Source organism: Stakelama marina (assembly GCF_018122655.1).
Taxonomy (GTDB): Bacteria; Pseudomonadota; Alphaproteobacteria; order Sphingomonadales; family Sphingomonadaceae; genus Sphingomonas; species Sphingomonas marina.
On record NZ_JAGRQC010000003.1, the window covers coordinates 260,472 to 285,022 of the forward strand.

At 64.9% G+C, this 24,551-nt stretch carries 23 protein-coding genes; 10 read left to right on the forward strand and 13 right to left on the reverse strand.

Going from position 1 to position 24,551, the window contains the following annotated elements; all coding sequences use genetic code 11:
* Positions 1-2,763 (reverse strand): DNA polymerase I, encoded by a 2,763-nt coding sequence (polA, locus tag J7S20_RS11050; RefSeq protein WP_284054283.1) that lies wholly within the window; start codon positions 2,761-2,763, stop codon positions 1-3.
* Positions 2,764-2,855: 92 nt separating this feature from the next.
* On the reverse strand, positions 2,856-3,962 hold the full coding sequence (locus tag J7S20_RS11055; RefSeq protein WP_284054284.1) for a serine hydrolase: 1,107 nt from the start codon (positions 3,960-3,962) through the stop codon (positions 2,856-2,858).
* 127 nt (positions 3,963-4,089) lie between these two features.
* Here J7S20_RS11055 and J7S20_RS11060 point away from each other — a divergent pair, with 127 nt between their 5' ends.
* Positions 4,090-5,355: a cation:proton antiporter gene (locus tag J7S20_RS11060; RefSeq protein ID WP_284054285.1), complete on the forward strand. Its 1,266-nt coding sequence runs from the start codon at positions 4,090-4,092 to the stop codon at positions 5,353-5,355.
* A 119-nt stretch (positions 5,356-5,474) separates the two neighbouring features.
* On the opposite strand, the gene nadB is transcribed toward J7S20_RS11060, so the two are convergent.
* Positions 5,475-7,064, reverse strand: a complete 1,590-nt coding sequence (nadB, locus tag J7S20_RS11065; RefSeq protein WP_284054286.1) for an L-aspartate oxidase — start codon at positions 7,062-7,064, stop codon at positions 5,475-5,477.
* A 97-nt stretch (positions 7,065-7,161) separates the two neighbouring features.
* Between nadB and J7S20_RS11070 the strand changes: the two genes are divergently transcribed.
* Positions 7,162-7,647, forward strand: coding sequence for a hypothetical protein (locus J7S20_RS11070; protein WP_284054287.1), 486 nt, complete (start codon positions 7,162-7,164; stop codon positions 7,645-7,647).
* Positions 7,648-7,650: 3 nt separating this feature from the next.
* Here J7S20_RS11070 and J7S20_RS11075 read toward each other — a convergent pair whose 3' ends face one another.
* Positions 7,651-8,568: an ABC transporter ATP-binding protein gene (locus J7S20_RS11075; RefSeq protein ID WP_284054288.1), complete on the reverse strand. Its 918-nt coding sequence runs from the start codon at positions 8,566-8,568 to the stop codon at positions 7,651-7,653.
* A gap of 99 nt (positions 8,569-8,667) precedes the next feature.
* Between J7S20_RS11075 and J7S20_RS11080 the strand changes: the two genes are divergently transcribed.
* Complete coding sequence (locus J7S20_RS11080; RefSeq protein WP_284054289.1) at positions 8,668-8,901, forward strand: zinc-finger domain-containing protein; 234 nt, start codon at positions 8,668-8,670, stop codon at positions 8,899-8,901.
* Positions 8,902-8,919: 18 nt separating this feature from the next.
* The gene (gene tldD, locus J7S20_RS11085) at positions 8,920-10,350 is read left to right on the forward strand and encodes a metalloprotease TldD (protein ID WP_284054290.1); all 1,431 of its coding nucleotides are present in this window, start codon (positions 8,920-8,922) and stop codon (positions 10,348-10,350) included.
* 4 nt (positions 10,351-10,354) lie between these two features.
* Here the strand turns inward: tldD and J7S20_RS11090 are convergent, their stop codons facing one another.
* Together J7S20_RS11090 and J7S20_RS11095 are read right to left on the reverse strand one after the other, a co-directional pair.
* Positions 10,355-10,654, reverse strand: coding sequence for a CcdB family protein (locus tag J7S20_RS11090; protein ID WP_284054291.1), 300 nt, complete (start codon positions 10,652-10,654; stop codon positions 10,355-10,357).
* Positions 10,536-10,904 carry a type II toxin-antitoxin system CcdA family antitoxin gene (locus J7S20_RS11095; RefSeq protein ID WP_284054292.1) on the reverse strand — a complete coding sequence of 123 codons (369 nt, stop codon included), beginning with the start codon at positions 10,902-10,904 and terminating at the stop codon, positions 10,536-10,538. Before J7S20_RS11095 ends, J7S20_RS11090 begins: the two co-directional genes overlap by 119 nt.
* A 40-nt stretch (positions 10,905-10,944) precedes the next feature.
* Here J7S20_RS11095 and J7S20_RS11100 point away from each other — a divergent pair, with 40 nt between their 5' ends.
* From J7S20_RS11100 to J7S20_RS11115, 4 genes are all read left to right on the forward strand, one after another.
* On the forward strand, positions 10,945-11,496 hold the full coding sequence (locus tag J7S20_RS11100) for a pyridoxamine 5'-phosphate oxidase family protein (protein WP_284054293.1): 552 nt from the start codon (positions 10,945-10,947) through the stop codon (positions 11,494-11,496).
* Entirely contained in the window at positions 11,496-11,711 is a 216-nt protein-coding gene (locus tag J7S20_RS11105) for a putative signal transducing protein (protein ID WP_284054294.1), read from the forward strand. The genes J7S20_RS11100 and J7S20_RS11105 overlap by 1 nt, the downstream gene beginning before the upstream one ends.
* A gap of 145 nt (positions 11,712-11,856) precedes the next feature.
* Complete coding sequence (locus J7S20_RS11110; RefSeq protein ID WP_284054295.1) at positions 11,857-12,195, forward strand: P-II family nitrogen regulator; 339 nt, start codon at positions 11,857-11,859, stop codon at positions 12,193-12,195.
* A 14-nt stretch (positions 12,196-12,209) separates the two neighbouring features.
* Positions 12,210-13,553 carry an ammonium transporter gene (locus tag J7S20_RS11115; RefSeq protein ID WP_284054296.1) on the forward strand — a complete coding sequence of 448 codons (1,344 nt, stop codon included), beginning with the start codon at positions 12,210-12,212 and terminating at the stop codon, positions 13,551-13,553.
* A 92-nt stretch (positions 13,554-13,645) separates the two neighbouring features.
* On the opposite strand, the gene J7S20_RS11120 is transcribed toward J7S20_RS11115, so the two are convergent.
* From J7S20_RS11120 to J7S20_RS11150, 7 genes are all read right to left on the reverse strand, one after another.
* Positions 13,646-15,232: a GMC family oxidoreductase gene (locus J7S20_RS11120; RefSeq protein ID WP_284054297.1), complete on the reverse strand. Its 1,587-nt coding sequence runs from the start codon at positions 15,230-15,232 to the stop codon at positions 13,646-13,648.
* A complete protein-coding gene (locus J7S20_RS11125; RefSeq protein ID WP_284054298.1) occupies positions 15,166-16,134 on the reverse strand; it encodes a sterol desaturase family protein in 969 nt (322 codons plus the stop codon). The genes J7S20_RS11120 and J7S20_RS11125 overlap by 67 nt, the downstream gene beginning before the upstream one ends.
* On the reverse strand, positions 16,118-16,525 hold the full coding sequence (locus J7S20_RS11130; RefSeq protein WP_284054299.1) for a hypothetical protein: 408 nt from the start codon (positions 16,523-16,525) through the stop codon (positions 16,118-16,120). The genes J7S20_RS11125 and J7S20_RS11130 overlap by 17 nt, the downstream gene beginning before the upstream one ends.
* Positions 16,522-16,950 carry a protein tyrosine phosphatase family protein gene (locus J7S20_RS11135; RefSeq protein ID WP_284054589.1) on the reverse strand — a complete coding sequence of 143 codons (429 nt, stop codon included), beginning with the start codon at positions 16,948-16,950 and terminating at the stop codon, positions 16,522-16,524. Before J7S20_RS11135 ends, J7S20_RS11130 begins: the two co-directional genes overlap by 4 nt.
* Entirely contained in the window at positions 16,947-18,713 is a 1,767-nt protein-coding gene (recQ, locus tag J7S20_RS11140) for a DNA helicase RecQ (RefSeq protein ID WP_284054300.1), read from the reverse strand. The genes J7S20_RS11135 and recQ overlap by 4 nt, the downstream gene beginning before the upstream one ends.
* 113 nt (positions 18,714-18,826) lie before the next feature.
* Complete coding sequence (gene dcp / locus J7S20_RS11145; RefSeq protein ID WP_284054301.1) at positions 18,827-21,043, reverse strand: peptidyl-dipeptidase Dcp; 2,217 nt, start codon at positions 21,041-21,043, stop codon at positions 18,827-18,829.
* A 106-nt stretch (positions 21,044-21,149) separates the two neighbouring features.
* The gene (locus J7S20_RS11150; RefSeq protein ID WP_284054302.1) at positions 21,150-22,967 is read right to left on the reverse strand and encodes an ABCB family ABC transporter ATP-binding protein/permease; all 1,818 of its coding nucleotides are present in this window, start codon (positions 22,965-22,967) and stop codon (positions 21,150-21,152) included.
* A 98-nt stretch (positions 22,968-23,065) separates the two neighbouring features.
* Here J7S20_RS11150 and J7S20_RS11155 point away from each other — a divergent pair, with 98 nt between their 5' ends.
* Positions 23,066-23,302, forward strand: a complete 237-nt coding sequence (locus J7S20_RS11155) for a hypothetical protein (protein WP_284054303.1) — start codon at positions 23,066-23,068, stop codon at positions 23,300-23,302.
* A gap of 243 nt (positions 23,303-23,545) precedes the next feature.
* Entirely contained in the window at positions 23,546-24,478 is a 933-nt protein-coding gene (locus J7S20_RS11160; protein ID WP_284054304.1) for a PAS domain-containing protein, read from the forward strand.
* Positions 24,479-24,551: the final 73 nt, after the last annotated feature.

Here is a 24,551-nt window from a genome sequence, read left to right on the forward strand (position 1 = left end):
TCAGTGTGCCGCGCCCCAGCTCGGGCCGGTGCCGATCTCGACGCCCAGCGGCACCGTCAGCGTGACCGCCGGTTCGGCCGCGGTCGCCATGACGTGCTCGATCACCGGTTTCGCCTTGTCCACATCCCCCTCCGGCAGTTCGAATACCAGTTCGTCATGCACCTGCATCAGCATGCGGACGTTGGGCAAGCCCGCTTCCGCCAGCGCCGGCCCCATCCGCGCCATCGCGCGCTTGATGATGTCGGCGCTCGTTCCCTGGATCGGCGCATTGATCGCTGCGCGTTCGGAACCGGCGCGCTCGTTCGGATTCTTTGCCTTCAACCGCGGGAAATGCGTCTTGCGGCCGAACAGCGTGGTGGTGAAGCCGCGCTCCTTCGCCGTCGTCAGCGTCTCGGCGATATAACGGTTGATGCCGGGGAAGCGCTCGAAATAGCGGTCGATCATCGCCTGCGCCTCGTCGGGCGTCACGTCGAGTCGCCCGGCCAGCCCCCAGCGCGAAATGCCGTAGAGGATCGCGAAATTGATCGTCTTCGCCCGCGCGCGCGTGTCGCGGTTCAGTTCGCCGAACAGCTCGGTCGCGGTCATGTTGTGGATGTCGTCGCCGCGCTCGAACGCGTCGCGCAGCGCGGGCACATCGGCGATATGCGCCGCCAGCCGCAGCTCGATCTGCGAATAGTCGGCGGCGAGGATGACGTTGCCCGGCTCAGCGACGAAGGCGTCGCGGATTTGCCGCCCGACCTCGGTGCGGATCGGGATGTTCTGCAGGTTCGGATCGGTCGACGACAGCCGCCCGGTCTGCGCGCCGGTCAGGCTGTAGCTTGTATGCACGCGCCCCGTATTCGGGTTGATTTGCGCCTGCAGCGCGTCGGTATAGGTCGATTTGAGCTTCGACAGCTGGCGCCAGTCGAGCACCTTCTGCGCGATTTCGTGGCCTTCGCCCGCCAGCCGCTCCATCTCGTTGACGTCGGTCGAATAGACGCCCGACTTGCCCTTGCGGCCGCCTTTCAGCCCCATCTGTTCGAACAGCACGTCGCCCAGCTGCTTGGGGCTGCCGATGGTGAATTCGGTGCCGGCGATCGCGTGGATCTCGCGTTCGAACTCGCCCATCTTCTCGGCGAATTCGCCCGAAAGCTGTTTCAGCCGGTCGGCATCGACCTTCACCCCCGCCATTTCCATGTCGGCGATGACGCGGACCAGCGGCCGGTCGACCATTTCATAGACGCGCGTGACGCTTTCATAGGCAAGCCGCGGCTTGAAGCGCTTCCACAGCCGCAGCGTCACATCGGCGTCTTCGGCGGCGTAGCGCGTGGCCGCCGCCAGATCGACCTCGTGGAAACCGATCTGCTTCTTGCCGGTGCCGACCACCTCCTTGTACGCGATGCAGCTGTGCGACAGGTGCGTCGCGGCGAGTTCGTCCATGCCGTGGCCGTGGCTGCCGGCATCGAGGTCGAAGCTCATCACGATCGTGTCGTCATAGGGCGCCAGCGAAATGCCGCCCAGATCCGGACAACAGCGCGCGAGCACGGTGATGTCGTATTTCAGATTGTGCCCGATCTTCAGGACCGATGCGTCCTCGAACAGCACCTTCAGCTTTGCCAGCGCGGTGGCGCGGTCGATCTGCTCGGGCTTTTCGGCGAACATGTCGGTGCCGCCATGCCCGAGCGGGATGTAGCAAGCCTTGTTCGGCGCGAGCGCCAGCGAAATCCCGACCAGCTCGGCCTGCGTCGCGTCGAGCCCGGTCGTCTCGGTATCGACCGCGACATGCCCCCGCGCCGTCGCATCGGCGATCCAGCGGTCGAGCGCGGCTTCGTCGGTCACCGTCTCATAGGCGTCGTGGTCGCACGGCGGATCGTCGGTCTGCACCGCCGGCGCTTCGGCGGTTTCGGCGGGCGCGTCGGACACCGCAGACAGCTTGGCGATCAGCGAGCGGAATCCGTGATGCTCCAGGAACGCGCGCAGCGGCGGCTCGGGAATGCCCTGCAGCGCCAGATCCTCGAGCGGTTCGGGCAGCGGCACGTCGCAGGCGAGCGTGACGAGTTTGCGCGACAGCCGCGCCATCTCCGCCTGCTCGATCAGATTCTCGCGCATCTTGGACTTCTTCATGTCAGGCGCGGCGGCGAGCACGGATTCGACATCGCCATATTCGTTGATGAGGTCGGCGGCGCGCTTCGGGCCGATTCCCGTCACGCCGGGAATATTGTCGACGCTGTCGCCCATCAGCGCGAGCACCTCGCCCAGCTTGTCGGGCGTCACGCCGAACTTTTCCTGTACATGCTCTGGCCCGAGATGGCGGTTGTTCATCGTGTCATAGAGCTCGAGCCCCGGCTCGATCAGCTGCATCAGGTCCTTGTCGGACGACACGATCGTCACTTCCCACCCTTGCGCGAGCGCCGCCTTGGCATAGCTCGCGATCAGGTCGTCGGCTTCCCAGCCTTCTTCCTCGATGCACGGCAGGCTGAACGCGCGCGTCGCATCGCGGATCATCGGGAATTGCGGGACCAGATCCTCGGGCGGCGGCGGGCGGTGTGCCTTGTACTGGTCGTACATCTCGTTGCGGAACGTCTGGCTCGACTTGTCGAGGACAACGGCCATGTGCGTCGGGCCATCGGCCTCGTGCAGCTCCTTGGCGAGCTTCCACAACATCGTGGTGTAGCCATAGACGGCGCCCACCGGCTCGCCATGCACATTGGTGAGCGGCGGCAGCCGGTGATAGGCGCGGAAGATATATCCGGACCCGTCGACCAGATAGAGATGATTGGGCATGGCGCTGGCTTAGCAGCGCACCACGCCCCGCGCGAGAGCGCAGTTGCCGTTCGGGCGACACGAGGCCGCGCGCGTTGCCCGCGCGCAACGGATCAGCTGTGGTCGTGCGCCGCGATCAGGCCCTTCACCACTTCGTGCATCAGCTTCCAGCGTTGCGGGATGGTGCGCGACGTTTCGCCGATCATCACCGCGATGGCATAGCTGCGGCCATCGGGCGCGGTCAGGATGCCGACATCGTTATAGCCCGCGGTGCGGCCATCGAAATCCTGCCCCGTGCCGGTCTTGTGCCCGTACACCCAGTCGCTGGGGACCGCGCCGTGGATACGGTTCGGGCCGGTACGCGAATCCTGCAACGTCGAGATGAGCCAGGTCGTCGAGCCCGCCGACAGCAACTCGCCCTTTTTCAGCCGTGCGAGCGCATCGACTACGGCGACCGGCGCCGCGCCGTCGGGCGGGTCGGCGAGATAGGCGTTGAACGCGTCGCGTCGTACCTCGGTCGGCAGCGCCGCGCGCGCCTTGTAGAAATTGCGGCCGATCGAATAGCTCTGCTGCCAGGTCAGCCCGGCGGTCTTCGACTGGAGGAGCCGCTCGCCGGGGCCGAAGCGGATATCGGTGATGCCGCGGCTGGCAAGGAAGTTGCGCACCGCGTCGGGGCCGCCGACGCGCCACAGCAGCTTGTCGTTGGCGGTGTTGTCGCTGGTCGTCAGCGCGCGGTGTTCCAGCTTGCCGATCGTGGTCGTGTAGCTGCCATCCTCGAGCAGCCCGGCGACCGGCTGGTGGAACAGCGTCAGATCCGACTTGGTGATGGTGATCGGATCGTCGAGGCTCAGCAGCCCCTTGTCACGCGCATCGAGCATCGTCATCGCGACCCACAGCTTGCTGACGCTTTGCTGCGGCATCTTGTGCTCGCCATTGGCCGAGACCGTCCAGCCATCGTCGATGCTCTTGATCGCGATACCGGCAAGGCCGTCGAAGTTGCGCGCCAGCGAATGGACGGTGGCGACCAGCGCGGCGGGCGCTGGCTTAGGCTTGGGCGCAGGCGGCGGGACGGGGACCGCGACGGTATAGGTGGGCGGCGGGGCCTTTTGCGCGGTGGTCGCGGGCGGAATGACATGCACGCCGCATCCCACCAGCGCCAACGGCGCCAGCCATATCAGCGCCAATGCGCGCTCTATGGCGGAAAAACGCTTCAATACCATATGTTCGAACTTGCCCTAGTCGGGGGCAACTATGCAATGGCTGTGCGTTGTACGGCAAGCGCGACATGGGCCGGACTGCGACGAACGCCGATATTGCAGCGACGAACGGTGAACAGGGGACGAATCGGTGGAAGGCTTTGATTTCACTACGCTTGGCGCGCTGCTTTTCGTCGCGTCGCTGGTGGCGATGGCGTGTCACCGGCTCAAACTGCCCTACAGCGTCGGGCTCGTCGTCGCGGGCATCGTCATCACGCTGCTTCCGCTCGGCATTCCGACGCCGCTCACACCCGATCTGATCTTTTTCGTCTTCCTGCCGCCGCTCGTGTTCGAGGCGGCGATCCAGATCCCGTGGAAACCCTTTCGGCGCGAGCTTCCGCTGCTGCTTGCCCTCGTCACCTTCGGCGTCGTGCTGGCGACGGTCGTGGTGGCCGTGGGCATGCACCTGATCGTCGGCTGGAGCTGGCTGGGCGCTGCATTTTTCGGCATCCTGATCGCCGCGACCGACCCTGTCGCGGTTATCGCCGCGTTCAAGACGATGCATGTCGAACGCCGGCTTCACCTGCTCGTCGAATCCGAAAGCCTGCTCAACGACGGCGTAGCCGCGGTAGGCTTTGCCATCCTGGTGATCGTCGCGTCGGGCGGCAATGCCGGGCCGTCGAACATCGCGCTCCACCTCGTCACCAATATCGCCGGGGCGATCCTTGCCGGCGGGGTGGTTGCGTTCGGCCTGATCCTGATCGCGGGGCGGACGACCGACCGGCTCGTCGAAATCACGCTGACGATGTTGATTGCCTATGGTTCGTTCCTGCTCGCCGAGCATTTTCACTGCTCGGGCGTGTTGGCGACGCTCACCGCCGGGCTGATCGTCGGCAATTACGGATTCCTCGGGTCGATTTCCGAAAACGGGCGGCAAAGCGTGCTGAGCCATTGGGAATTCGCCGCCTTTCTCGTCAATTCGCTGATTTTCATCCTGATCGGCGGACGCGAAACGCAAATGCCGATCCTCGACGTGATCGAAACCGCGGCGATCGCGGCGGGGCTGTCGCTCGCGGGGCGCGCGGTGGCGGTCTATCCGGTGATGATGTCGTTCGCGAAGACGAAGCTGTCGGTGTCGTGGAAGTATAAGCACGTACTGTTCTGGGGTGGATTGCGCGGCGCGCTGGCGCTCGCACTGGCGCTCGCGCTGCCCGCCAACATCGCCGAGCGCGAGACGATCATCACCGTCGCCTTTGCCGTCGTCGCCTTTTCGATCTTCGTCCAGGGCCTGTCGATGCCGTGGCTGATCGACTGGCTGCACCTTCGTACCGAACCCGAAAAGGCAGACCTTTCCGCCGCCAAGGCGATCAACCGGATCGAGAACGAGGAAGCCGAGGCCGAAGCAAAAGGCGGCTAAGTCCAGTCATCGCGTCTGGGCTGAGTTGGCAAAACCGCGCTCACCCTGAGCCTGTCGAAGGGTGGGAACCGCCACCCCGGCGTCGACAGGCTCAGCCTGGGCGCTTTAGTCAAAGCCGGTTACGGCACCAGCACCGTATCGACCGGGTCGGGCAGCGTCTCGGGATAGTCGATCGTATAGTGCAGCCCGCGGCTTTCTTTGCGGTGGAGGGCCGACCGCACGACAAGGTCGGCCGCCTGATGCAGGTTGCGCAGTTCGATCAGGTCGGGCGTCACGCGGAAATGGCCGTAATAATCGGCGATCTCGTCGCCGAGCATCTTGATGCGGTGCGCCGCGCGTTCGAGCCGCTTGGTCGACCGCACGATGCCGACATAGTTCCACATGAAACGCCGGATCTCGGTCCAGTTCTGCTTGATGACGACTTCCTCGTCCGAATCGGTGACGCGGCTCTCGTCCCATTGGCGGATCGCCGGCGGGGGCGGGAGGTCGTCCCAGCAGTGGTCGATATGTTTCGCCGCCGCCTCGCCGAAGACGAAACATTCGAGCAGCGAGTTGGACGCGAGCCGATTGGCGCCGTGCAGCCCCGATTGCGTGACCTCGCCCGCGGCATAGAGGCCGGGCAGGTCGGTACGCCCGTCGCGATCGACCACGACGCCGCCGCAGGTATAGTGCTGCGCCGGCACCACCGGGATCGGCTCCCTTGTCATGTCGATGCCCAGCGTCATCAGCTTGGCGTAGATCGTCGGAAAATGCTCCTGCACGAACGCCGCGCCCATATGGCTGATGTCGAGATGGACGTAATCGAGGCCAAGCCGCTTGATCTCGTGGTCGATCGCACGCGCCACGATGTCGCGCGGGGCGAGCTCTGCACGCTCGTCGAAATCGGGCATGAAGCGATAGCCGGTATCGGGGATCAGCAGCCGTCCGCCTTCGCCGCGCACCGCCTCGGTAATCAGGAAGTTCTTGACCTCCAGATTGTAGAGGCAGGTGGGGTGGAACTGCATCATCTCCATGTTCGACACGCGCGCGCCTGCGCGCCACGCCATCGCAATGCCGTCGCCCGTCGCGCCCTTGGGTGCGGTCGAGAACAGATAGGTCCGCCCCGCGCCACCCGTTGCCAGCACCGTCGCGCGCGCGGTGAACAGCTCGACACGGCCGGTCGCCTTGTTGACCGCATAGACGCCCCAGACATTGCCCGCGCCCGAATAGCGTTCCTCGTGGCGGCTGGTGGCGAGGTCGATCGCGACCATGTCGGGCACCAGCCGGATATTGGGATGCGCGGTCGCGGCGTTGAGCAATGCTTCCTGCACCGCCCAGCCGGTGGCGTCGTTGACATGGACGATGCGCCGATGGCTGTGCCCGCCCTCGCGTGTCAGGTGAAGCGCGCCCGCTTCCTGGTTGAACGGCACGCCGAGCTCGACCAGCCGCTCGATCGCCGCCGGTGCGCCTTCGACGACCATCTCCACGACCTCGCGGTTGTTGAGGCCGGCGCCCGCGATCATCGTGTCCTCGATATGGCTCTCGAACGTGTCGCCGGGTTCGAGCACCGCGGCGATTCCGCCCTGCGCCCATGCGGTCGATCCCTCGTTCATCCGGCCCTTGGCGAGCACGGTGACGCGGAAGCGGTCGGCAAGGTTCAGCGCCGCGGTCAGCCCCGCCGCGCCCGAACCGATGATCAGGACATCACAGCCATGTTCGTTGGTCGCCAATCGTCTCTCCCTTGCAGCCGCCCAATAAAGGCGCTGACGGCGGTGCTTACAAGGCGAAGCTGGACGCGGGCGCTTTTTTCCGTCAGCTTCCCGATTCGTGGAAGACATCGCCAGGGCGCAGCTGCGCTATCGGCGCGCAGCATTGCAGCGGGACGCCGCGCGAGCCGACGCTCGCTCGTGCCTTGCGGACGCGCTCGGCGAACTCGACGATGCCGGCACCTATTACACGCTCTATTATCCCGACGATGGCGACCGTCCGGACTGGCAGGGCGGCACCGTTCCCGCTGACTTTTCGCATCTCGACTGGAACGCGCTTGCACCATCGCTCGAAGTCGCGGTCGAGGATCGGTCGACGCGCCGCGCAATCCTGCTCGCAGAAATTGCCCGTCGCTCGCGTCCGGCCGATACCGTTCTCGTCACCGTCGGCAGCAGGTCGGCGCCGCAACTCGCGCTCGCCCATGCTGATTTCGAACGGCATTGCGAGACGATCCTGAATCTGGGTCAGGCGGCGTTGTGGCTGTCGGCGCCGTCGGCGCGCTGGCTGATCGAACTGCGCCCGCCCTGGGTTCGCGTCGCCGGTTGAGGTTCAGGCCGCGCGCGTCAGGTTCAGGAAGACATCCTCGAGATCGGGTTCGCGCGTCGACACGTCGACGATGCCGAACCCGTCCTGCTGGATCGCAGCCAGCACTTCGCCGGCATTGACCTGCGTCTTGTTATAGCTGACCGCGAGTATCCGGTCGCCCTTCAGCTCGATCTGCTGGAAACACCGATTTTCGGGAAGCGCGGTGACGTCGCGATCGACGGTCACCTCGACCAGCTTTTCCTGCGCCATGTTGACGAGGTCGCGCGTCGGCTCGTTGGCGATGATGCGGCCGTGATGGATAATGGCGATGCGGTCGCACAGCTCCTCGGCTTCTTCGAGGTAATGCGTCGTCAGCACCACCGTCACGCCGCGCGCGTGAAGCCCGCGGACATATTCCCAAAGCTGCTGGCGAAGCTCGATGTCGACGCCCGCGGTCGGCTCGTCGAGCACCAGCACCGGCGGCGCATGGACCATCGCCTTGGCGACCATCAGGCGCCGTTTCATGCCGCCCGACAGCGTTCGCGAATAGGCCTGCGCCTTGTCCTCGAGGTGCATCGCGCGGAGCAGTTCCATCGACCGCCGTTCGCGCTTGGGCACGCCGAACAGCCCGGCCTGGATCTCCAGCGTCTCGAACGGCGTGAAGAACGGGTCGAAGGTGATTTCCTGATTGACGATGCCGATCGACACCTTGGCGTTGCGCGGGTGCCGATCGATGTCGAATCCCCAGATCGACGCGCGCCCGCCGGTCTTGTTGACCAGCCCGGCAAGGATGTTGATCAGCGTCGACTTGCCCGCGCCGTTGGGGCCGAGCAGCCCGAATATCTGTCCGCGCGGGACTGTCAGGTCGACATTGTCCAGCGCCTGCTTGCCGCCTTCATAGGTCTTCGACAGACCCTCGATCTCGATCGCTGCATCGCTCATGCAGGCGGAGATGCGGCGGATGCGCCGCCGACGCAAGCCTCGTGTGCGCATGCAAAGGGGAATTGAAGCGCGGCCAAGCTGCTGCTAACGGCTTGCCCCATGATTCCGCCGCCCGAAACGATCAAGGTCACCACCCGCCGCGTCGCCTGTGACGGCGCGACCGATATTCCGGGCGGCGCGTCGCTCGGCCATCCGCGCGTTTTCCTCGAAATCGATGAAAGCGGCTATGTCGATTGCGGCTATTGCGACCGGCGTTTTATCCTTGAAGGCGGGCCTGCCGACGGCGTCGATCAATCGACACTTCCCGACCATGGGGATGGTGCGGGGCGCTAAGGTTCCTATATCGGCGGGATGACGACACCTGCCGATCCCCGCTCGTTTCTCTATCAGGGCGCGCTCGACCCCGCCGCCGCGCAAAAACTGACCGCCGACCTTCTGGCGAAGGCCGACGACGGCGAACTCTATCTGCAATATCGCAAGTCCGAAGCGTTCGGCTTCGACGACGGGCAGTTGAAGCGCGCGTCCTACGACACCGATTCGGGCTTCGGCCTGCGCGCGGTGTCGGGAGAGGCGACCGCCTTCGCGCATGCCAGCGAGATCAGCGCTGCGGCGATCGCCCGCGCGGGCGAGACGATGGCGCTGATCGATCCGGCCAAGGGCGCAAAGGCGTCGCCGCCGCGCCACAATAACCGCCATCTCTATACCGATGCCGACCCGATCGACCTCGTGCCGTTCGCCGATAAGGTCAATTTGTGCCAGGCGATCGACGCCGCTGCGCGCGCGCGCGATCCGCGCGTCTGCCAGGTCTCGGTCGGGCTGCTGGGAAGCTGGCAGGTGGTGGAGATCGTGCGCCCCGACGGCTTCATCGCCACCGATGTGCGTCCGCTCACGCGGCTCAACGTCAACATCACCGTAGAGGCGAACGGGCGGCGCGAAAGCGGCAATTTCGGTATCGGCGGCCGCGCGCTCTATGGCCGCCTGCTCGAGCCGGAGACGTGGAACCGCGCGATCGACGAGGCGCTGGCGCAGGCGCTCGTCAATCTCGAATCGGTCGATGCGCCCGCCGGCGTCATGCCCGTGCTGCTCGGCCCCGGATGGCCCGGCGTGCTCCTTCACGAAGCGGTTGGCCACGGGCTCGAGGGCGATTTCAACCGCAAGGGCACCAGTGCGTTCTCGGGTCGCATCGGAGAGCGCGTCGCCGCACCCGGCGTGACCGTGGTCGATGATGGTTCGCTTGGCGAGCGCCGCGGTTCGCTGTCGATCGACGACGAAGGTACCCCGACGCAGGAGAATGTCCTGATCGAGGACGGCATCCTGAAGGGCTATATTCAGGACCGGCTCAACGCGCGGCTGATGGGCGTCGATCCGACCGGCAACGGGCGCCGGCAGGGCTATGAACATGCGCCGATGCCGCGCATGACCAACACCTTCATGCGCGCCGGGAACGACGATCCCGCCGAACTGCTCAGCCGCGTGAAGAAGGGTATCTATGCCAAGAGCTTCGGCGGCGGGCAGGTCGATATCGTGTCGGGCAAGTTCGTCTTCTCCTGCACAGAAGCGTACAAGATCGAGGACGGCAAGCTCGGTGCTCCGATCAAGGGCGCGACGCTGATCGGCGATGGCCCGACGGTGCTGACCAGGGTGACCGGCATCGGCAACGACTTCTCGCTCGACGAAGGCGTCGGCATGTGCGGCAAGGCCGGGCAGAGCGTGCCCGCGGGCGTCGGACAGCCGACGCTGCTGGTCGACGGGCTGACGGTGGGCGGCACGGCTGCCGCCTGACGGGTCAGAAGCCGGAAATCAGCATGTCGAGCGCAGCGGTGATCTCCGGGTCGCGGTGTGCAAGCGAAGCAACGGCGGGACCGAGGTTGGCCTTGTGTACCGCTCCGGCATCTTGTGGCGCCGGGATTCGTCGCTGGCGGGCCATGGCGAACGGAGGCGTCAGCCTGTCGATCACCTGATTACCGTCACCCGGCCGGACGAGCGGAATCACGAACCGGGTGTCGAAATGGTCGATTAGGTCGGACTGCATATCGACCACAAGCATGTCGTCGTCGCCGACCCGGTGGACATCGAATTTCGCCATCAGAACAGGCGATATTTTCCAGTGGCAGCCCGCACTCGTCGATCCATCGGTTCCAGCTTTCGATCGCTTCCCGGTTTTCCTCTCGCCACTGGCGCTCGCGTTCCCTCTTCGCTTCGGAGCGGAGCGCGGCCTCGCAAACCTGGCTGAGATTGAGCCTCGCCTCGCGCGCAGCCGCGACGACCCCCGAATCGATCGACGGGTTGACCGGCTTTCGCTTGCCGGAACCGATGGAATCGTGCTTCAGGGGCATAAATTAGGCGCACCACCATGCGCGTCAACGGAGGCCGAGGATGGCCGAATTTTTCGACTGCATCACCGAAGAGCATCAGGCGTTCATCGCAAAACAGCCGGTGTTCTTCGTCGCCACCGCAGCGGAGGGCGCGCGGATCAATTGCAGCCCCAAGGGGCTCGACAGCCTGCGCGTGCTCGATCAGCGCACCGTCGCCTATCTCGATCTCGGCGGGTCGGGCAACGAAACCAATGCGCACCTTGCCGCGGACGGGCGTATCACGCTGATGTTCTGCGCATTCGACAATCCCGCGCTGATCCTGCGCCTCTATGGCCATGGCCGCGCGGTGCTGCCGCAGGACGAGGACTGGCAGGTGCTGGCGCAGCGTTTCGACCTGATGCCCGGCGCGCGCCAGATCTTCGAGGTTCATGTCGAAACGGTGCAGACGAGCTGCGGATACGGCGTCCCGTTGATGACGCTCGAGCGCGAGCGTCCGACGCTCATCAAATATCATGCTGGCCAAAGCGATGAGGACCGGCTCGAAAAATGGTCCGGCCGCACCGTGAGTATCGACGGCCTTCCAGTGCGCGTCCCGACGCGAGTTCCGAACTGATGGCACTCGTCGAACTTGGTCGCTTCAATCGGTTCGAGGCGCACATCCTGCAAGGCAGGCTCGAATCGGAGGGCATTCCCGCCTTCTCCTTCGATGCCGAGGCCAGCATTGCCGATGGGAGTTCGTTCCTGATTCCCGTTCGGGTGATGGTCGATGAAACCGATCTGGCGCGGGCGCGTTCGGTGCTCGACGAAGGTCAGGAACCGTCTGCCTGATTTTTGAGCAGTCGTTAGCAACTGCACAAAATTTCATACTTTGGTAACATTTGATGTCGCGAAACCGCGCGGAAACGCGTGTTTTCGACTCTGGCACGCGCTTTGCTGCGTCTGCTCCCGGGACTATCCAGGCAAAGGGGGCGGCATGAAACTCGTCATCGCCATTATCAAGCCTTTCAAGCTCGACGAAGTGCGCGAGGCGCTGACCGAGGTCGGCGTCGCGGGCATGACCGTGAGCGAAGTGAAGGGATTTGGCCGGCAGAAGGGCCAGACCGAAATCTATCGCGGGGCGGAATACAGCACCAACATGGTGCCGAAGATCAAGATTGAGGTCGTCTGCGCGACCGAGATCATCGACCGTGTGGTGGAGGCGATCCAGGCCGCGGCCAATACCGGCGCCATCGGCGACGGCAAGATTTTCGTCCTCGATGTGGGCCAGGCGGTGCGCATCCGCACTGGCGAAACCGACGACAGCGCGCTGTGAGGGAAGGGGGTATCATGAAGAATTGGATGAAACTCGCCGGGGCCGCCGGCCTCAGCATGTTCGCAGCGCTCCCCGCCTGGGCGCAGGACGCCGCGCTTCAGGCGCCCGCGACCGTGGCCGGGCCGACCGTCGACAAGGGCGATACCGCGTGGATGATGACCTCCACCATCCTCGTCCTGATGATGATCCTGCCGGGCCTTGCGCTGTTCTACGGCGGTCTGACTCGGACCAAGAACATGCTCTCGACGATGACGCAGGTCGGCGCGGTTGCCGCGCTCGCGATGCTCGTCTGGGTGATGTGGGGCTATACGATGGCCTTTGGTGACGGCGGCAACGCCATCATCTCGGGCTTCGGCAAGGCGTTCCTGCACGGCGTCACCCCCGACAGCACCGCGCCGACGTTCACCGACGGCGTCGCCATCCCCGAATATGTCTTCGTCTGCTTCCAGATGACCTTTGCCGCGATCACCGTGGCGCTGGTGCTGGGATCGGTGGTCGAGCGGATGAAGTTCTCCGCGACCATGGTGTTCGGGCTCGTCTGGCTGACGATCGTCTATTTCCCGATCGCGCACATGGTGTGGGCGGGCAACGGCTATTTCTTAGGCCTCGGCGCGCTCGACTTCGCGGGCGGCACCGTCGTCCACATCAATGCCGGCGTCTCGGCGCTCGTCGCAGCGCTCATCCTCGGCAAGCGTATCGGCTATCCGACCGAATATATGGCGCCGCACTCGCTGACCATGACCGGGATCGGTACCGGCCTGCTGTGGGTCGGCTGGTTCGGCTTCAACGCCGGTTCTGCGCTCGAAGCGAATGGTTCGGCGGCGCTGGCGATGATGAACACCTTCGTCGCCACCGCATCGGCGGGCCTGTTCTGGATGATCGCCGAGCGGATCGCCGGTCACAAGGGTTCGGCGCTCGGCTTCTGCTCGGGCATCATCGCCGGGCTGGTCGCGGTGACGCCCGCGGCGGGCAATTCGGGCCCGTTCGGCGCGATCATCCTCGGCGCGGTCGCCAGCTTCATCTGCTACTTCTTCGTCGCGGTGGTAAAGCCGAAAATGGGTTATGACGACGCACTCGACGCGTTCGGCATTCACGGCATCGGCGGCATGGTCGGCGCGATCGGCACCGGCATCGTCTATGCGCCGGTCTTCGGCGGACCGGGTGACGGATCGGTTGGCATCGGGGCGCAGCTCGGCATTCAGATCGCCGCGGTCGCCGGCACGATTGTCTGGGCCGCGATCGGCACCGTCATCGCCATCTTCATCGCCAAGGCGGTCACCGGCCTGCGCGTCAGCGCCGATACCGAGCGCGAAGGGCTCGACCTCGGCGAACATGGCGAGCGTGCATATAATTACTGAGTTCCCGGCGGGGGCGGGCAGCGCCTGACCCCGCCGATACAAGTTCCTCCTGCGGACGACTGGGCCGGCGGCGCAAGCCCCGGCCCTTTTTTTTACGCCAGGTCGGCCTTCACGAATTCGGCCGCCCGCGCGCCGATCATGATCGTCGGCGCATTGGTGTTGCCGCCGATCAGCTTTGGCATGATCGAGGCATCGGCGACATATAGCCCGTCGACGCCGCGCACGCGGAGCTGCGGATCGCACACCGCATCTTCGTCCGATCCCATCCGCGCGGTCCCGACCGGGTGATAGATCGTATCCGACCGTGCGCGGATCAGCCGTTCGAGCGCCGCGTCGTCGTCCTGATCGAACGGATAGCGGTCCTTTCCGCGATAGTCGGTGATCGGCGGGGTATCGAGGATGCGGTACATCATCCGCGTTCCCTTCATCAGCAGCTTCAGGTCGCGCTCGTCGGACAGGAAGGCGGGGTCGATCAGCGGCGCATCGGCGGCGCTCGCCGTCGCCAGCCTTACCGTGCCCGTGCTTTCGGGGCGCAGCACGCAGGCATGGCAGCTGAATCCGTGCCCCTTCACATTGGCGCGGCCATGGTCCTCGACGATGGCGATCAGGAAATGGAGCTGGATGTCGGGCGCGGGCAGGCCGGGTTCGCTTTTCAGGAACGCGCCCGCCTCGGCATAGGGGGTGGTCATCGCGCCGGTTCGCTTGCGGAACCATTGCGCCATCGCGCCGAGCGATTTGATCGAGCCCTTGAGCGACTTGCCGAGGAAGTTGCCCTCGTTCGTCTCGAACGCCGCAACATAATCGAGATGGTCCTGCAGGTTCGTGCCGACGCCCGGACGGTCCACGCGCACGTCGATCCCGTGTTCGCGCAGATGCTCGCCCGGTCCGATGCCCGACAGCATCAGCAGCTGCGGCGTCTGGAACACGCCGCCCGCCAGCACCACCGCGCGCCGCGCCCGGATGGTGTGTTGCTCGCCGCCGCGCGAATAGGCGACGCCCGTCGCACGGCCATCCTCGAACAGAACACGTTCGGCGGTTACCCCGGTCAGCACCTCCAGATTTTCGGGCGGCTTGCCGTCACCCAGAAAGGCGCGCGCCGCGCTCCAGCGTTCGCCGTTCTTCTGCGTCACCTGATACAGGCCGACGCCTTCCTGCCGCGCGCCGTTGAAATCGGGGTTGAAGGGAATCTGCAGCTTTTCGGCCGCCTCGATAAAGGCACGGCTGCCGGGATGCGCATAATCCTGGTCGCTGACCCATAGCGGGCCGTCGCCGCCGTGATAGTCGTCGCCGCCGCGGACATTGTGTTCGCAGCGCTTGAACCAGGGAAGCACCTCGTCCCAGCTCCAGCCGGGGCAGCCCATGGCTTCCCAATTGTCATAGTCCCAGGGGTGGCCGCGGACATAGAGCATCGCGTTGATCGCGCTCGATCCGCCAAGGCCGCGTCCGCGCGGCTGATATCCGCGCCGGCCGTTGAGTCCCGCCTGCGGCACGGTTTCGAAGCGCCAGTTCGCCTCGTCCTTCTGGAACGGCATCATCCCCGGCATGACCGTGGTGAAACTGGTATTCTTTCCCCCGGCCTCGAGGATCGCGACGCTGTATTTCCCGCCTTCGCTCAGGCGACCCGCCGCGGCGCTGCCCCCCGATCCGGCTCCGACGACGACGATGTCGGCTTCTTCCATTCCGGCTCTCTCCCGCTCTCCTGCCGGGCCTTCCATCGGGCCCGGATCGTATCGGACGTGTCGCGGCTGCCGTCATGGCTCCATCCCGGTTCACGCCACATATAATTCCATTTCGCGCGCCACCCCGGCGCACGCCACACATCGCGCGCGATGCCGATCCATTCGTGCGTTGCCGCCCAGAGGATGTTGAAACTGCCCAGATCCTTGACGATGCCGTAACGCGGCGCTTCGTCCTCGCGTTCGGGCTCGAAGGTGCCGAACAGCTTGTCCCAGACGATGAAGACGCCGGCATAGTTGCGGTCGAGATAGCGCGCGTTGGTCGCATGGTGGACGCGGTGATGCGACGGCGTGTTCATGACCGCCTCGAACCAGCGCGGCATCCGCCCGATCGCCTCGGTATGGATCCAGAACTGATAGACGAGGTTCACGCCCGCCACGAAGAACACCATCGCCGGCGGAAAGCCGATCAGGAACAGCGGCAGCCGGAACAGGAAGGTCAGGCTGAAAAAGCCCGTCCAGGTCTGCCGCAGCGCGGTCGACAGATTATAATGCTGGCTCGAATGGTGGACGACATGGCTCGCCCAGAACCAGCGCACGCGGTGCGCCGAGCGGTGGAAGACATAATAAGCGAGGTCGTCGAGCACGAAAGCGACCACGAACCAGTACCAGTTCCAGCCGATATCGAAGAGGCGGAACTGCCATACCCAGAACGCGATCGCGAAGACGAAGCCGCCGGCCAGCACCCCGGCCACCGTGCTGCCCAGCCCCAGGCTCATCGACGTCAGCGTATCGCGCGGGCAGTAGCGGCGCCGATCCTTGCTCCATGCAACCACCATTTCGGCTGCGACAAGCAGCACGAAGGCGGGGATGGCATAGGTTACCGGGTCAGGTAGATTCGGCATCGGATGTCGTTCCTAACATCCGTGTAAGTTCGCGCGCTTCGTCTTCGGTTTCAAGCTGTATGATGCACGGCCCGAACATCTGCTCGGCAAATCCGATCGACACCTGCGTGTGTTCCTGGTGGATTTCGGGGGTTTCGCCCAATCGACGGGCGACGAAATGCGCGCCGTGACGCCGGATAAAGGCCCACCCCTCCGGCCCGCCGACCAGCGCTGCATCGCCGTTCGCCGACACCACGACGCGCTCGACCGCGAAGTCGGGCAGCAATTCTTCCGCCAGCCGCCGTGCCTCGGCCTCGTCGTCGATGGCGGCATGGCCCAGTTTGAGCAGCCGGGCGAACCCGGCGAGCAGCCCGATCGCGATGACCGAGCCGACGATCGCGAACCAGTTCACCGCGCCCCGGCCAGCGCGTCGAGCATCGGGCGGATGCCGCTCAGATCATATCCCGCCTCGGCCGCCTTCGTTACGATCGTCTCGGGATCGCCACCCGCCTTGGCCTCTGCCAGCGCCCAGAGATTGGTCGAGCGCGTTCCCGACCGGCAAAAGGCGAAAATCGGGCCTTGCGCGTTGTCGAGCGCTTCGCGCATCGCATCGATCTGGGCATGGCTGAAGCCTGCGCTAGTCACCGGAATCTCGGTGTAGGACAGTCCCATCGTTTCGGCGACGGTGCGGATCGCGTCGCCTGCGGGCTGCCCCGTTTCCTCGCCATCGGGACGGTTGTTGACGATGCCGGAAAAGCCCGCCCGCGCGATCTCGGTGACCTGATCGGGGGTGATTTGCGGGGAAACGGTGATCGAATCGTCGATTTTACGCACTATGCCGCCTCTCGGATGATGTTGAGGAACGCCTGACCATAGGCCTCGAGCTTCTTTGCGCCAACGCCCGAAATCTCGCCCATCGCCGACAGGCTGTCGGGGCGGCTCAGCGCCATGTCGCGCAAGACCGAATCGTGGAAGATCACATAGGGCGGCAGCCCCGTTTCCTGCGCGATTTCGCGCCGCAGATCGCGCAGCGCCTCGAACAGCGGGTTTCCGACCGGATTGGGCGAGCTGCCAGTACCGCCGCGCCGCCGCCGTTCGCGCTTGGGCGGCAGGACCAGTTCGACCTTGGTCTCGCCTTTCAGGATCGGGCGCGCGCCGGGGCCGAATTCCAGCCCGCCATGCGGATTGGTGCGCAGCGCGTCGCGCAGCAGCAGCGCCCGGCTGACGGGTTTCAGAAGCGCCGCCTCGTCGCCCTCGACGATGCCCCAGACCGACAGTTTCTCATGCCCGTTGGTGATGCTTCGCTCGGACGATTTGCCGATGAGCACGCTTTCGACATAGCCGGTGCCGAACATCTGTCCCGTGCGGAACACGGCGGAGAGATATTTCTGCGCCGTCACGCTCGCATCGACCGCCTTGGGCGGGTTGAGGCAATTGTCGCAATTGCCGCAGTGCTCGGGCGGGTCCTCGCCGAAATGCCGCAGCAGGATCGCACGGCGACACCCCGCGGTTTCGACCAGCGCGCCGAGCGCCGTCAGTCTTGCCCGCTCGCCCGTCTGCCGCGCCGGCTCGACCTCGCCGATACGCTGACGCGCGCGCGCGAAATCGTCCGCGCCCCAGAACAGATGCGCGACCGCCGGATCGCCGTCGCGCCCCGCGCGGCCGGTTTCCTGGTAGAATCCCTCGATCGACTTGGGGATGCCGGCATGCGCGACAAAGCGGACATCGGGCTTGTCGATGCCCATGCCGAACGCCACCGTGGCGCAGATCACCATGTCTTCGGACGCAACGAATTCGGCCTGGTTGCGCGCGCGTATCGCGGGGTCGAGCCCGGCATGATAGGCGCGCGTCGGCCGCCCGGTCCGTGCCAGCGCCTCGGCGAGCTTCTCGGTTTGCGCACGCGTCTGCGCATAGACGATGCCCGGCCCGGGATTTTCCGCGATCAGGTCGGATAGCTGCTTCGTCGTGTTGTTGCGCGGCGTGATCGCGTAGCAGATATTGGGCCGGTCGAACCCGGCGACGATCAGGCCCTCATGCGGGATGCCGAGCTGTTCGAGGATGTCGGCGCGGGTATGCGCGTCGGCCGTCGCCGTCAGCGCGAGGCGGGGAACGTCGGGAAACGCGTCGAGCAGCGGGCGAAGCAGGCGGTAATCGGGCCTGAAGTCATGGCCCCATTCGGAAACGCAATGCGCTTCGTCGATCGCGAAAAGTGCCAGTTTGGCGCTTCCCAGCAGGTCGCGAAAATGCCCCGACGATGCGCGTTCGGGCGCGACATAGAGCAGGTCGAGCTCGCCCGCGCGGAACCGGGCGATGGTCTCGGCACGATTGTCGTCGACGCTGGTCAGCGTGGCGGCGCGGATGCCGACCGCCTCGGCCGCGCGAAGCTGGTCGTGCATCAGCGCGATCAGCGGAGAGATGACGACGCACGTCCCCTCCATCGCCACGGCAGGAAGCTGGTAGCACAGCGACTTGCCCGCGCCGGTCGGCATCACCGCCAGCGTGCGCTCGCCCGCGAGCACGCGCTCGACCACCGATTGCTGGACGCCGCGAAAGCCCGAAAAGCCGAAAGTCGTGCGAAGAATGTCTCGGGGGTCGGTCACGACAGGCCTTCTGGCGAAGCCGCCCGGCCGGGGCAAGGGCGACCTCCCCGACATGCAACCGGCGCGCAGGGCAGCGATTGCCCTACGCGCCGGACATGCGGTGCTTCGGCGGTTTAGCCGATCGTGCCGTCGTCGGTCTTGGCCGGCGGCGTCGCTGCCGGATCGGTGACCGGCGTCACGTCGTCGCCATCGCTCGCGGGAGCCATGCCGCGCGCCTTCAGCATCGGGCCGATATCGGGGTCCTTGCCGTAAAAGGCGCGGAACATCGGGCCGTAATCCATCGTGTGGCCCTTCGACAGGATCATGTCGCGGAAGCGCTGGCCGTTTTCGCGGGTCAGGCCGCCATGATCCTCGAACCACTCATAGGCGTCGTCGTCGAGCATCTCGGTCCACAGATAGGCGTAATATCCGCTGGCATAGCCATTGGCCCAGATGTGGAGGAAATAGCTCGAGCGATAGCGCGGCGGGACATGCTTGATGTCGAGCCCCATCTTGGCGAGCGTCTTCGCCTCGAAGATGTCGACATCCTGCTTGGGCGCATCGGCGGGCAGCGAATGCCATGCCATGTCGAGCTTGGCGGCGGCGAGCAGCTCGCCCAGCGCATAGCCCTGGTTGAACGTCGCCGCCTTCTTGATCTTGGCGACGAGCGCGTCGGGGATGACCTCGCCGGTCTTGTAGTTCACCGCATAGTGTTTGAGCACCTGCGGATCGAGCGCCCAGTGCTCGTTGAACTGAGACGGGAACTCGACGAAGTCGCGCGCGACATTGGTGCCCGACAGCGTCGGATAGGTCTGGTCGGCGAAGAGCCCGTGCAGCGCATGGCCGAATTCGTGGAACATCGTCGTCACGTCGTCGAAGCTGATCAGCGCGGGCTGTCCCGGCGCCGGCTTCTGGAAATTGGCGACGTTGTAGATCACCGGCTTGGTGCCCATCAGCTTCGACTGTTCGACGAAGTTCGACATCCAGGCGCCGCCCGACTTGTTGTCGCGCTTCCAGTAATCGAAATACATCAGGCCGAGCTGGGAACCGTCGGCGTCATCCACCTCGAACACCCGGACATCGGGCTGATAGACGGGGATGTCCTTGCGCTCCTTGAAGGTCAGGCCATAAAGCTTGTTGGCGGCGTAGAAGACACCGTCCTCGAGCACCTTGTTGATCTCGAAATACGGCTTCACCTGCTCTTCATCGAGGTCGTACTTCGCCTTGCGAACCTTCTCGGCGTATTTTTCCCAGTCCCACGGCTCGAGCTTGAAGTCCTTGCCCGATGCCGCGATCATCTTCTGGATCTCGGCTGCCTCGCGCTTCTGCTCGGCGGCGGTCGGCGGAACCAGCTTCGCCATGAAGCTGTCGACCGCCTCGGGCGTCTTCGCCATCTGATTGTCGAGGACATAGGCCGAATAGTTCGGGAAGCCGAGCAGCTTGGCCTTTTCCGCGCGCAGCTTCGCGACCGTCGAGACGTCCGCGCGCGTATCGTCGTCATTGCCGCGTTCGGCGCGCAGCCAGCTGTTTTCGAACAGCGCCTTTCGCGTGTCGCGATTGTCGAGCTGCTGCAACATCGGCTGCTGCGTCGTGTTCTGGAGCGTCAGCACCCATTTGCCGTCGAGTCCGCGATCCTTTGCGGCCTGCGCGGCGGCAGCGATCTGTTCGTCGCTCAACCCGGCAAGCTGGTCCTTGCTGTCGACGACCAGCGCGCCGTCCTTGGCGGCGGCGATCAGCTTCTGCTGGAAATCGGTCTCGAGCGTGGAAAGCCGCTTGTTGAGCGTCTTCAGCGTCGCCTTGTCGGCGGGCGAAAGCTGCGCGCCGGCATGGACGAACTGCTGGTGATAGACTTTCAGCAGCTGCGCCTGTTCGGGGTTCAGGCCCAGCGTGTCGCGCTTCTGCCACAGCGCATCGACACGCTTCCACAGCTTGTCGTTGAGGTAGATCGCATCGCTATGCGCGGCAAGCTTGGGCGCGATGTCGCTCTGTACCTTGAACAGCGTGTCGTTGCTGTTCGCCGACACGATGTTGAAAAAGGTGTTGGTCGCGCGGTTGAGCAGCTGGCCCGATTTCTCCATCGCGACGATGGTGTTGTCGAAGGTCGGCGCCGCCGGGTTGTTGGCGATCTTCTGCACCTCGGCAAGGTGCTGGGCCATGCCTTTCTCGATGGCGGGCAGATAGTCGCTGTCCTTGATCTCGTCGAAGCGCGGCGCGTGGAACGGCAGCGTGCTCTGCGTCATCAGCGGGTTGGTGTGCGCCTGCGTCGCGGCCTGCGCGCTTGCGATGGTCGGGGTCATCGCGCTGGTCGCCAGCGCAAGCGCGGCTGTGGCGAAAATCGGCTTGAGGTGCATCGTGTCTCCTTGGGGAAAGCGAACGCTTTGAATTTGGTTTCAGCTGATATCATACCGAAGCTGTCGCCGGGATGAAGGGTTAGATTGGAGCGACGGGCCGCGCGCCTCATTCCGCCGCCACCCCGAGGTCGCGTTCGGCCTGCTGGCGGTTCCACATCTCGGCGTACAACCCTTGGCGGCGCAGCAATTCGGTGTGCGTGCCGCGCTCGGCGACGCGGCCTGCGTCGAGCACGACGATCTGGTCGGCATGGACCACCGTCGACAGCCGGTGCGCGATGACGATCGTCGTACGCCCGCGCTCGATCGCTTCCAGCGTCGTCTGGATTTCGGCCTCGGTGCGGCTGTCGAGCGCGCTCGTCGCCTCGTCGAGGATCAGGATCGGCGGGTCCTTGAGCAGCGTGCGCGCAATCGCGACGCGCTGTTTTTCGCCGCCCGAAAGTTTCAGTCCGCGCTCGCCGACCCGCGTTTCATATCGCTCGGGCAGCGTCGCGATGAAATCGGCGATCGCGGCACCCCGCGCGGCGCGGTGGATGTCGTCCGTCCCCGCGCCCTCGCGACCATAGGCGATGTTGTAGCCTATGGTTTCGTTGAACAGCACCGTGTCCTGCGGAACGATGCCGATCGCGGCGCGCAGCGATTGCTGCGTGACCTGCGCGATATCCTGGCCGTCGATGGTGATGCGTCCGCCGGTGACGTCGTAAAAGCGGAACAGGAGCCGCGCGAGCGTCGATTTGCCCGCGCCCGATGGCCCGACCACTGCAAGCGTCGATCCGGGTGCGACGTCGAGGTCGATGCCTTTCAGTATCTCGCGGTCGTCGCCATAGCCGAAGCGAACGCCTTCGAAGCGGACATGGCCCTTGGCCACGTCGAGCGGCGCGGCGTCCCCGGCGTCGGTCACATCGGCCGGCGTATCGACCAGGTCGAACATCGCGCCCATGTCGATCACTCCCTGGCGCACGGTGCGATAGACCATGCCGAGCAGGTCGAGCGGGCGGAACAGCTGCGACAGCAGCGTCGATACCAGCACCACGTCGCCAGGGCTGAACCGTCCGCTCGCCCAGCCATAGACGACGATCGCCATGCCGCCGCCCATCATCGTGTTGGTGATCAGCGACTGCGCGATGTTGAGGAAAGCGAGGCTGTTCTCGCTCTTCACCGCGGCATCGGCATAGGCCGACATCGCGCGGTTGTACCGGCGCGCCTCGCGCTCCTCGGCGTTGAAATATTTGACCGTTTCGAAATTGAGCAGCGAATCGACGGCGTGCGCGACGGCGCCGGTGTCGAGTTCGTTCATCTGCTCGCGCAGCTTGGTCCGCCAGTCGGTGATCGCGCGCGTCGCGGCGATATAGACCACGACCATCACCAGCGTCGCCGCGACCAGCCACAGCCCGAACCGCGTCCAGAAGATACCGATGACGAGCGCGAGTTCGAGGATCGTCGGTGCGATGTTGAACAGCAGGAAATACAGCATCGTATCGATGCTCTTGGTGCCGCGCTCGATGACGCGGGTGACCGCGCCCGTGCGCCGCTCGAGGTGAAAGCGCAGGCTCAGCGCGTGCAGATGGCGAAAGACGTTGGCTGCCAGGTTGCGCGTCGCTTCCTGTCCGACACGTTCGAACACCACGTTGCGCAAATTGTTGAACAGCACCGTGCCGAAGCGTGCGGCGGCATAGCCGATCACCAGCAGCACGACGAGCGTCACCGCGTCGCGAGGACCCGACGCCATCCGGTCGACCGCGCCCTGCAACGCGAACGGCGCGCCGTATACCTGCACCAGCTTCGACGCGATCACGAACAGCATCGCGCCGACGATGCGGATTTTCAGCGCGCGCGAATCGGCCGGCCACAGATAGGGCAGAAATCGCCGGATGGTCGCGAAAAGCGGGCGCTCTACGTCGCCGGGAGAAGATGTGTCGGGGGGCATTGGCGGTACCGCATTTGGGTCGTGCGCCACCGCGATGCAACGATTTCGTCGGAACCTGTCCGGCGGTTCGTCGATTTACGCCTTGACTGGAGGATGAAATGGAACCGCTGACATTCGTCATCGCGATCATGGGGTGCGCCGATTCGGGCGCGATGTGCCAGCAGGCGCGCGTCGAAGAGGCGCATTATTCGACCGCTGCCGCATGCCAGGCGGCGATTCCCGGCGCGTTACGCCGCAATACCGACCTGTTTTATCCGGTGATCGAGGCAAGTTGCCAGCGCAAGGTCGTCCATATGGTCGACAATCGAAACGCCGGCGCGCCCGACGAAGGCTGACCGCCGGTCCACCAACGTACCATCGGTACAAGACCCCGCCCTTCCGGCGGGGTTTTTCATATGGGCGCAATATTGGTTGCCGCCCCGCGTCGCGATCTGCTGCGGGCCGTTACGCAGACAGATCGATTGATGCGTATCAATTGCACCTTGATGCTATCGGTGCGAAAGATGTCGGGTAGCGTACCGAGGAGTAACCCCATTTCGATTTCCGGATCGGTCGGCACACCCGACGACCAGACCCATATGCTGGCCACGGTGCTGGATCAGACGCATGACTGCGTAAAGATCCTGAGCCTCGACGGCGTCATCCAATATGTGAACCGTCAGGGCGCCGAATCGATGGAGCTCAGCGATCCCGAAGAGCTTGTCGGTCGGCGCTGGATCGAATTGTGGCCCGAAGAGGCCCGGCCGAAGGTCGAACATGCCATCGACCAGGCCCGCTTGGGCGAGCGCGAACGGTTCGAGGCGTTTCGATACAATATCAAGGGGCGCCCCGGCTGGTGGGACGTCACCGTCGCACCGGTTCGCGACGACGACGGTACGGTGCAATATCTCGTTTCCATCGCGCGCGATGCCACGGCCGAAGTCGCCGAACGCGACCGCGCCGACGCGATTTCGACCGAAATGCGCCACCGGCTGAAAAATTCGCTGACGGTTGCCGCCGGGCTGCTGATGCTCAGCGCGCGGAACAAGCCCGAAGTGCAGGGTTTTGCCACGGCGGTGGCGGAAAAACTCGGCCAGCTGGCGAACCTTCAGGCGATGCTGCTCGAACGGGCCGACAACAAGAATCTGCGCGAGGTCATCCCCGAGCTGATGAAGGTCTATGCCGAACAATCGCTGATCGAGTTCGGTACGCTTCCCGAAATCATCATGTCCGATGGCGCCATGCAGGCGCTGGCGCTCGTTTTCGGCGAGCTGTGCACCAACAGCCTGAAATATGGCGCGATGAAAAACGGCCTCAAGGTTCAGGTCGATGCGCGTCACGGCGATGGCGAGCTGTGTCTCGACTGGGTCGAGCCAACCCGTATCGCCGAACGGCGACCGGGCGGGCAGGGGCATGGTCTGATTGAACGAATGCTGCAAGCCAATGGCGGCAGCGTGGCCTTTACCGAGGAGGGCGATCTGCTGCGCGTTCAGGTCCGCCTGCCGGTGCCCGAAATCGCTACCGCGCACTAGCGCCGGCGAGGACCTGCCCGACTGCATGTCCTGGCCGATGCCGAGGACGCACGCGGTGCGCGCGCCCTCGGAT

Bases quoted from the DNA above. Each gene is read 5' to 3' on its own strand.
- polA (WP_284054283.1), bottom strand. From the start codon at position 2,763: ATGCCCAATCATCTCTATCTGGTCGACGGGTCCGGATATATCTTCCGC.
- J7S20_RS11055 (WP_284054284.1), bottom strand. From the start codon at position 3,962: ATGGTATTGAAGCGTTTTTCCGCCATAGAGCGCGCATTGGCGCTGATA.
- J7S20_RS11075 (WP_284054288.1), bottom strand. From the start codon at position 8,568: ATGAGCGATGCAGCGATCGAGATCGAGGGTCTGTCGAAGACCTATGAA.
- J7S20_RS11080 (WP_284054289.1), top strand. From the start codon at position 8,668: ATGATTCCGCCGCCCGAAACGATCAAGGTCACCACCCGCCGCGTCGCC.
- tldD (WP_284054290.1), top strand. From the start codon at position 8,920: ATGACGACACCTGCCGATCCCCGCTCGTTTCTCTATCAGGGCGCGCTC.
- J7S20_RS11090 (WP_284054291.1), bottom strand. From the start codon at position 10,654: ATGGCGAAATTCGATGTCCACCGGGTCGGCGACGACGACATGCTTGTG.
- J7S20_RS11095 (WP_284054292.1), bottom strand. From the start codon at position 10,904: ATGCCCCTGAAGCACGATTCCATCGGTTCCGGCAAGCGAAAGCCGGTC.
- J7S20_RS11100 (WP_284054293.1), top strand. From the start codon at position 10,945: ATGGCCGAATTTTTCGACTGCATCACCGAAGAGCATCAGGCGTTCATC.
- J7S20_RS11105 (WP_284054294.1), top strand. From the start codon at position 11,496: ATGGCACTCGTCGAACTTGGTCGCTTCAATCGGTTCGAGGCGCACATC.
- J7S20_RS11110 (WP_284054295.1), top strand. From the start codon at position 11,857: ATGAAACTCGTCATCGCCATTATCAAGCCTTTCAAGCTCGACGAAGTG.
- J7S20_RS11115 (WP_284054296.1), top strand. From the start codon at position 12,210: ATGAAGAATTGGATGAAACTCGCCGGGGCCGCCGGCCTCAGCATGTTC.
- J7S20_RS11120 (WP_284054297.1), bottom strand. From the start codon at position 15,232: ATGGAAGAAGCCGACATCGTCGTCGTCGGAGCCGGATCGGGGGGCAGC.
- J7S20_RS11125 (WP_284054298.1), bottom strand. From the start codon at position 16,134: ATGCCGAATCTACCTGACCCGGTAACCTATGCCATCCCCGCCTTCGTG.
- dcp (WP_284054301.1), bottom strand. From the start codon at position 21,043: ATGCACCTCAAGCCGATTTTCGCCACAGCCGCGCTTGCGCTGGCGACC.
- J7S20_RS11150 (WP_284054302.1), bottom strand. From the start codon at position 22,967: ATGCCCCCCGACACATCTTCTCCCGGCGACGTAGAGCGCCCGCTTTTC.
- J7S20_RS11155 (WP_284054303.1), top strand. From the start codon at position 23,066: ATGGAACCGCTGACATTCGTCATCGCGATCATGGGGTGCGCCGATTCG.
- J7S20_RS11160 (WP_284054304.1), top strand. From the start codon at position 23,546: ATGCTGGCCACGGTGCTGGATCAGACGCATGACTGCGTAAAGATCCTG.